Consider the following 6,591-nt stretch of genomic DNA (forward strand, 5'->3'; position numbering starts at 1 on the left):
GTCAGGCCCTCGCAGGCTGGGTGTGCATGTGGGGCGAATAGCCGAAACGCGCCGCCACCGGACGGGTGATCGTCTCGATCATGGCCAGCTCGTCGTCGCTGAACCTGGGCCGGTAGTAGGTCGGCGCATGCAGGCCGGCCGCTGCCTGCTCCAGCGCCGCTGGCTCCAGGCTCAGTTGGCTGTGGGCGAACACCTGCTGCAGCACTTCATGCGGCCGGGCGCAAAGGTCTTCGTAACGCACCACCAGGCACGCCTCGCGCAGCAGCGGGTCGGCCTCCAGGGTGTCCGCCACGTGCCGATAGATATGCGCCCAGTAGTGCGCCCAGCCTTCCACCTCGTGGCCGGCGCGCCACAGTGCGCTGATCCGCGTGGTACTGGCAGCGTCGCCGACATTGATCGGCCGGCGGTCCAGGCCGAACTCGTAATGGCCGACCCGGCGCATGTGTTCCAGCGCGCGCGGCTCGGCGCTTTCGCCGGCGACGAAGAGTTGTTGCTGCTTGATCAGCGAGGCGATGTGCCAGACCGGATCGCGGATCGCCAGGATGAAGCGCGCATCCGGATACAGACGCTGCAGGTAGCCCAGGCGCACCAGGTTGTAGTTGCCCTTGGCCACGTAGCGCTGGCGCTTGCGCACCGCGAGCAGCTTGCGCAGGTGCTCGTCGTAGAAGCGTTCGAATGCGGGGTGGCTGTCGCCGCGGCCGAACACCGAGCTGCGACTGGGGTCGTGGGTGCCTGGGAAGAAGGCCATCCACAGCACTTCTTCGAAGGCCTCGGGACTTTGCGAAGTCACCACGATGCCATCCTTGTGGGCGCGCTCCTGGCCACGTTCCTCGGCCTTGGGCACCAACGCCAGCCAGCGATTCCACCAGTAGGGCGTGAGCACCGGCGGGAAGTCCACGTAGCGGTGGCTGACCACGCTCGGGTGCGCGGCCAGTTGCTCCAGCAGGATGGTGGTGCCCGAGCGGGCCAGACCGGCGACATAGACCGGGCGATCCACCCGCAGCTCGCCGATGGCATCCTCCACCAGCCTGGTTTCGAGGTTGCCCAGCCTGATCCAGGTCTCCGGGCTGCGGTGCATCCAGCCACCCAGCAGGTGCATCCAGGTCGGTACGCTGAAGCCCGGATCGGCGGCGCCCGGCGCCTTGCTCGCGGCGCTCATTCGATGCGCGCCCAGCGGTAGGTGAGCAGCGAGACCAGCATCATGCAGGGCAGCAGCAGGGCCAGCCAGGTGCGCATCCAGGGCGGGCCGAACGGCAGGTAGGAACGCTCGGGCAGGCTGATCTCGACGCGCTGCACCGGTTTGTCGTCGGGCAGGTAGCCCAGCGGATTGGCGATCAGCCAGTGCCACCAGCGGCGCTGTTCGATCACCGGCACCGGCACGGTGACGGCGATGTCCAGCGCATCGTCGTCCTCGGGCGAGCCGATGCGCACGAACGGGATGCCGCCGTCGACGATCCATTCGGCGAAGGAGGTTTCCGGCACCACCCGCATGTAGGGCGCTTCGCTGTCGTTCGGATAGTCGTGGCTGTAGTTCTGCTCGAGCCAGGCCAGCAGGGCGATCAGCGGCAACATCGACACCAGCGTCGGCAGGATGACCAGCCCCAGGTGCCTGAAGGCCGCGCCGAACTGGCCGCGTATCAGCGGCCCGGCATCGCTCATCTCGCCGTCGAACTCGTTCAGCCGGCGACGGGCCTCGCGGGCCTCGCGCTTGGCCCGGCCGATGGCCGCCTGCGGCGACAGCAGGCGGTACAGCAGCAGCGTGCCGACGCCCGCGAACGCGGCCCAGAACACCAGCCGCAAGGTCGGTGGCAACAGCAGGGCCATGCCGTTGTCGAGGGCGGCGAACAAGGGTGCGGGCAGGTCCAGTAGTCCCATGGAAGCCTCGATGCGCGGCTCGACCGGGCGGGCCAGGGGCGGCTCGGTCGAGCGGGGTGGATGGCGTCAACCGGACCAGCCGGCAGCGGCCACAGGCTCTTACGGGCGAACCGAGTCGGCGTCCTTGGCGCGCTCGGCCGGCGCGGCCGTTTTGCCGACGGGCTCGGCAGGCGTCTGCCGGGCCTGGACCACCGGCGTGGCGTCGGAGAGACCTGAGCTGGCCGCGGCGCTTTGTTCGGCCTTGCGCTGGCGGCGCATGCGGCGGATCGGCCACATCACCACGTAGAACACCGCGACGCCCACCGCCGCGACCAGGCCCCAGAGCGCGGCCAGCAGCCCGAGCCCGGCGCCCGGCCCGACATAGGCGTGGGCGGCGAATGGCAGCGTGGCGCCGAAGGCGAGGAGAAGAAATCGGGCGTGTCGCTTGGAATCAGGGCGCATGACGTTCACCTTTCGTTGTCGATCAGGGTGCGGAACTCCGCGTCGAGTGCTCCATGAGAGATACGTTGTCCGGACGAGACGATGGGGATGTAGCGATCGTCTTCACCGCCGCGAACCGGGTTGATGAATTCCCAGGCAATCTCACCAGTGGGCGTTACTTCGAAGAGCCGGCCTCCATCGGATTCGGTGATGATCCGATTGCCGTTGGGCAATGTTTCGGCTGAGCTGCGCACATAGCTTTCGAAGGGGTGCTCATCGGTTCCTTCGTAGCTCCAGACAACCTCATGGTTGCGAGGGTTCACTTCCAGGACCCGGGAAATGTTGTGCTCCCGATAGTTGGCGGCGTTGTCGAACAGGGTGAAGTTGCCGTTGGGCAGCACCCGCGCGTCGTGCTGGACCAGCCACGGGCCGCGTGTCGCCCAGGTCAGTGCGCCGGATTGCGGGTCCACCAGGGCGATGGTGCCGATGTTGCGAAACGAGATCAGCACCTGCCCGGATCGGCCCTGTGCCGGGGCGAAGGCGGCGCTGCGCGCCTCGTCCAGGTACTCCACGCTGTTGGCGTGCAGCGGGTCGGAGGTGGCGTAGCTCGGCGTCTGGTAGAGCGGTTCGGCGTAGCGCGAGTCGAGGAACGCCCGGGCCAGCGGCACCTTGCTCAGCTCGGTGCCGGTTTCGCCGTCGAGCACCACCAGGAAATCGTCCAGCCAGGGCCGCTCCAGGCCGTGCAGCCCGGGGATGTCCTCTTCGCTGAAACCGTGGGTGAGGGTGACGATGCGCCCGTCCGGGGTGACCACCAGATCGTGGTGGGCCGCGCCGTGATAGGCCCAGACCAGCTTCGAGTCGCGGTCGATGCGGATCAGCCCGTAGCCCCAGGGGGTGTCGTTGTCGGCGCTGATCACCACCAGCAGGTCGCCATTGGGCAGCACCCGGACCTTGTCCCAGTAGATGCGATCCTGCGGACGGGGCGTGCGGCCTTCCGGGTTCTTGTCCCAGATGTCCCGGTAGGGCAGCTCCCAGCGATGCACGACCTTGCCGTCCAGGTCGATGAGATTGGCGTAGCTGCCGTCGCCGGAGGTGTAGAGGGTCAGCCCGGGATAGGCCAGTTCGGCGTTGTTCAGCGTGACCCCACGATCATCGCGGCGCGCCTCGCGCCACAGGTGCGTCTCGGTATGCAGATCGGTGGCCGTCAGTTGGTTGAGGGTCGCCTGCGCCGCCTTGTAGGCATCGTTGAAGTAGCTGTACGGAAAGGATTTGGAAAGCACCACGAAGGCGCCGCCGACGAAGGCGAGGAAGATGATTGCTGCGCAGAAAAGGGCAAAGCCGGCGCGATCCGCCTTGTCCATCCGACCTCCTGAATGCTGTTCGATTGGGCGCCCGGCCGGCCTCGGCCCGCCGTCTCCGTTACGCTGGAACGCATGAGGTGGGACCGCCGTTCGGCCGGCGGCGTTCGCTGGCGGTCAGGGTGGCTGGCGCGAATCGGTAACAGGATGCTGCGGACGGTCGCCGTGGCTTGAGGCTTGAGGCTCAAAAGCATGGCCCGGGGGCGGACCTCCACCAAAGCGGCAAGGAGCCCCTAACCCTGCGATCTACCTCGAATGGTCTTCCGCAGATCGTCCGGCGTGATATGGCCGACCACGCTGGCGGCGCTGCCGGGTTGCGGCAGGTCGAGGATGTTGCCCTTGATCTTGCCGACCACGTGCATCTCGCAAGGCTTGCAATCGAACTTCAGGGTCAGCACCTCGTCGCCATGCACCAGTTGCATCGGCGCGACCTTGGTGCGCACGCCGGTGACGCCCTTGGCCTGTTTCGGGCACAGGTTGAAGGAGAAGCGCAGGCAGTGCTTGGTGATCATCACCGGCACCTCGCCGGTTTCCTCGTGGGCCTCGTAGGCGGCATCGATCAGTTCCACGCCGTAACGGTGGTAGAAGGCCCGCGCCTTTTCGTTATAGACATTGGCGAGAAACGACAGGTGCGCCTGCGGGTAAACCGGCGGCGGCACGCTGACCGGCTTGCGGCCGCCACGCGGGCGCATGGCTTCGCGCGCGGCGGTCAGCGCCTCGATGGCTTCGCGGCGCAGCGCCTTGAGCTGCGAGTTGGGAATGAAGAACACCTGCGGCGCGTCGATCTCGGCTTCTTCGGCATGGTAGATCGTGGTGCCCAGCTGGCTCAGCAGGTCGGCGATCTGAGCGGGCACCTGCTCGGGCTTGTTCGCTTCGCCGAAGGGGCCGCCCAGCGAGACGCTGGCGTAGGCGCCTTCTTCGCTGGTGACGTGCAGCTCCAGTTCGTCCGCGCGCAGCCTGGCCAGCCAGCGCACGCCGATACGGCGCTCGGCCGAGGTCTTCAGCAGCGCCTGTTGCCAGTTGTGATCCAGGTTGCGGTTGAGCGGGTGATTCGGGCGCAGCTGCTTGAGCGCCGCCGGCATCTCGTTGGGCTCGATACGGTAGTGCCACTGGGGCTTGCCGTCGTCCTCGAACTGGCCCAACTGCTCGACCACGCTGGCGCGAAAGCCCACCACCTCGCGCTTGACCAGCACGTTGAGACCGTCACCATTGCTCAGCGGCTCGCCGGTCTGGGCGATGAAATCATGCTTGCCGACCTTGAGCACTTCACCCACCGGCAGGCCGGTGAAGGTCGGCGAATCGAAGGCGCCGATGTCGATCTTGCGCTCGGTGACGAAGTAGTCGGTGCTGCCGCGGTGGAAGGTCTTGTCCGGGTCCGGCACGAAGAAATGCTCGGTGCGGCCGCTGGAGGCGCGAGCCAGGTCCGGCCGGCCTTCGAGAATGCCATCGAGGCGCTGGCGATAGTAAGCGGTGATGTTCTTCACATAGCTCACATCCTTGTAGCGCCCCTCGATCTTGAACGAGCGCACGCCGGCCTCGACCAGCGCGCTCAGGTTGGCGCTCTGGTTGTTGTCCTTCATCGACAGCAGGTGCTTGTCGAAGGCCACCACGCGGCCCTGGTCGTCCTTGAGCGTGTAGGGCAGGCGGCAGGCCTGCGAGCAGTCGCCGCGGTTGGCGCTGCGCCCGGTCTGCGCATGGGAGATGTTGCACTGCCCCGAGAACGCCACGCACAGCGCGCCGTGGATGAAGAACTCCAGGGTCGAATCCACCTGCTCGTGGATGGCGCGGATTTCGGCCAGGTTCAGCTCGCGGGCGAGGACCAGCTGGGAGAACCCCGCGCGGTCGAGAAACTTCGCCCGTTCCAGGGTGCGGATGTCGGTCTGGGTACTGGCGTGGATCTCGATGGGCGGCAGGTCCAGTTCCATGATGCCCATGTCCTGCACGATCAGGGCATCGACGCCGATCTCATGCAACTGGTGGATCAGCGCGCGCGCCGGTTCCAGCTCATCGTCATGCAGGATGGTATTGAGCGTGACGAACACCCGCACATGGAACAGATGCGCGAACGCCACCAGTCCGGCGATATCCGCCACGCTGTTCTCGGCATTGTGCCGTGCACCGAAGCTGGGCCCGCCGATGTACACGGCATCGGCGCCATGCAGGATGGCCTCCTTGGCAATGGAGGCATCCCGTGCAGGGCTCAGCAGTTCGAGGTGGTGCTTGGGTAGGGACATGGGGCAGCTCGTGGGCGGTGCGGACAAGGTCGGGCATTTTAGCGGCTTGGCGCGGTTTTGGATCGTTCGGCGATATGCGGCCGACGATCCTTTCGCTGGTGTGAACGGCTGCGGCGGCCGCCCGCTTGTGGCGGCCGGGTCGTACGTCGCCCAGTACCCCGGCGCGCTGAACGACGCCTCTGCGGCGCTCTCCAAATTGAACCGACACTGGCGCCTTGGCCGAGGATCACATGAAGCAGAACCCGCAGAAGCAAGGGGAACGTCCGCTCGATGACGAGCCGGATGTCACCATGACCGATGGCGGTGACCGGGAGGCGGGCGAAGACCCGGACTTCGACGAGGCCGGCGAAGGTGTGCCTGATGCGCAGCGCGACGAGGACAGCTGAGATGATCGACGACGAGAACGAACCGCGCGACGACGGCCTGACGCCGCCCGACTACGACGAATACGGCGAAGAGCCGAGCCACGAACGGACGTCCGAGCGCGACCGCCAATCGCCACCGGAGCGAGAAGGCAACAGCTCGGACAGCCCTGGCGAAAGCCCGCTTGGTTGACGCTTGAGCGAAGGCCGGCAGCGCCTCGCCGTGCTCATTGGCAAAACGAAAGGCCATGTCTGAGCTGGCTGTTGCGGATAGACGTACCCCCTGTAGGAGAGGGCGGGGACGCCGAGTCCATGCCCGCGAATATTCCAGCGCGCAAAGCT

7 protein-coding genes are annotated in these 6,591 nt (G+C 66.7%); 2 read left to right on the top strand and 5 right to left on the bottom strand.

The window, feature by feature from the left end; translation table 11 throughout:
- Position 1: 1 nt before the first annotated feature.
- The 5 genes from IN820_RS04770 to IN820_RS04790 all read right to left on the bottom strand — a co-directional run bounded on the left by IN820_RS04770 (position 2) and on the right by IN820_RS04790 (position 5,887).
- Positions 2 to 1,159 carry a sulfotransferase gene (locus IN820_RS04770; protein ID WP_207793494.1) on the bottom strand — a complete coding sequence of 386 codons (1,158 nt, stop codon included), beginning with the start codon at positions 1,157 to 1,159 and terminating at the stop codon, positions 2 to 4.
- Positions 1,156 to 1,875, bottom strand: a complete 720-nt coding sequence (locus IN820_RS04775) for a hypothetical protein (RefSeq protein WP_193679880.1) — start codon at positions 1,873 to 1,875, stop codon at positions 1,156 to 1,158. Before IN820_RS04775 ends, IN820_RS04770 begins: the two co-directional genes overlap by 4 nt.
- Positions 1,876 to 1,974: 99 nt before the next feature.
- On the bottom strand, positions 1,975 to 2,316 hold the full coding sequence (locus IN820_RS04780) for a hypothetical protein (RefSeq protein ID WP_193679881.1): 342 nt from the start codon (positions 2,314 to 2,316) through the stop codon (positions 1,975 to 1,977).
- A 5-nt stretch (positions 2,317 to 2,321) separates the two neighbouring features.
- Positions 2,322 to 3,656 (bottom strand): arylsulfotransferase family protein, encoded by a 1,335-nt coding sequence (locus tag IN820_RS04785; protein ID WP_193679882.1) that lies wholly within the window; start codon positions 3,654 to 3,656, stop codon positions 2,322 to 2,324.
- Positions 3,657 to 3,886: 230 nt separating this feature from the next.
- Positions 3,887 to 5,887, bottom strand: coding sequence for a peptidase U32 family protein (locus IN820_RS04790; RefSeq protein WP_193679883.1), 2,001 nt, complete (start codon positions 5,885 to 5,887; stop codon positions 3,887 to 3,889).
- A gap of 230 nt (positions 5,888 to 6,117) precedes the next feature.
- Between IN820_RS04790 and IN820_RS04795 the strand changes: the two genes are divergently transcribed.
- Both IN820_RS04795 and IN820_RS04800 read left to right on the top strand, forming a co-directional pair.
- A complete protein-coding gene (locus IN820_RS04795) occupies positions 6,118 to 6,273 on the top strand; it encodes a hypothetical protein (RefSeq protein ID WP_193679884.1) in 156 nt (51 codons plus the stop codon).
- A 1-nt stretch (position 6,274) separates the two neighbouring features.
- Complete coding sequence (locus IN820_RS04800) at positions 6,275 to 6,442, top strand: hypothetical protein (protein WP_193679899.1); 168 nt, start codon at positions 6,275 to 6,277, stop codon at positions 6,440 to 6,442.
- Positions 6,443 to 6,591: the final 149 nt, after the last annotated feature.

The sequence above is a fragment of the Pseudomonas lopnurensis genome (assembly GCF_015070855.1).
In the GTDB taxonomy this organism is placed as follows: domain Bacteria; phylum Pseudomonadota; class Gammaproteobacteria; order Pseudomonadales; family Pseudomonadaceae; genus Stutzerimonas; species Stutzerimonas lopnurensis.

Excerpts from the sequence above, each read along its gene's own strand:
- IN820_RS04800 (WP_193679899.1), top strand. The coding sequence starts at position 6,275 with ATGATCGACGACGAGAACGAACCGCGCGACGACGGCCTGACGCCGCCC.
- IN820_RS04795 (WP_193679884.1), top strand. The coding sequence starts at position 6,118 with ATGAAGCAGAACCCGCAGAAGCAAGGGGAACGTCCGCTCGATGACGAG.
- IN820_RS04780 (WP_193679881.1), bottom strand. The coding sequence starts at position 2,316 with ATGCGCCCTGATTCCAAGCGACACGCCCGATTTCTTCTCCTCGCCTTC.
- IN820_RS04770 (WP_207793494.1), bottom strand. The coding sequence starts at position 1,159 with ATGAGCGCCGCGAGCAAGGCGCCGGGCGCCGCCGATCCGGGCTTCAGC.
- IN820_RS04785 (WP_193679882.1), bottom strand. The coding sequence starts at position 3,656 with ATGGACAAGGCGGATCGCGCCGGCTTTGCCCTTTTCTGCGCAGCAATC.
- IN820_RS04790 (WP_193679883.1), bottom strand. The coding sequence starts at position 5,887 with ATGTCCCTACCCAAGCACCACCTCGAACTGCTGAGCCCTGCACGGGAT.
- IN820_RS04775 (WP_193679880.1), bottom strand. The coding sequence starts at position 1,875 with ATGGGACTACTGGACCTGCCCGCACCCTTGTTCGCCGCCCTCGACAAC.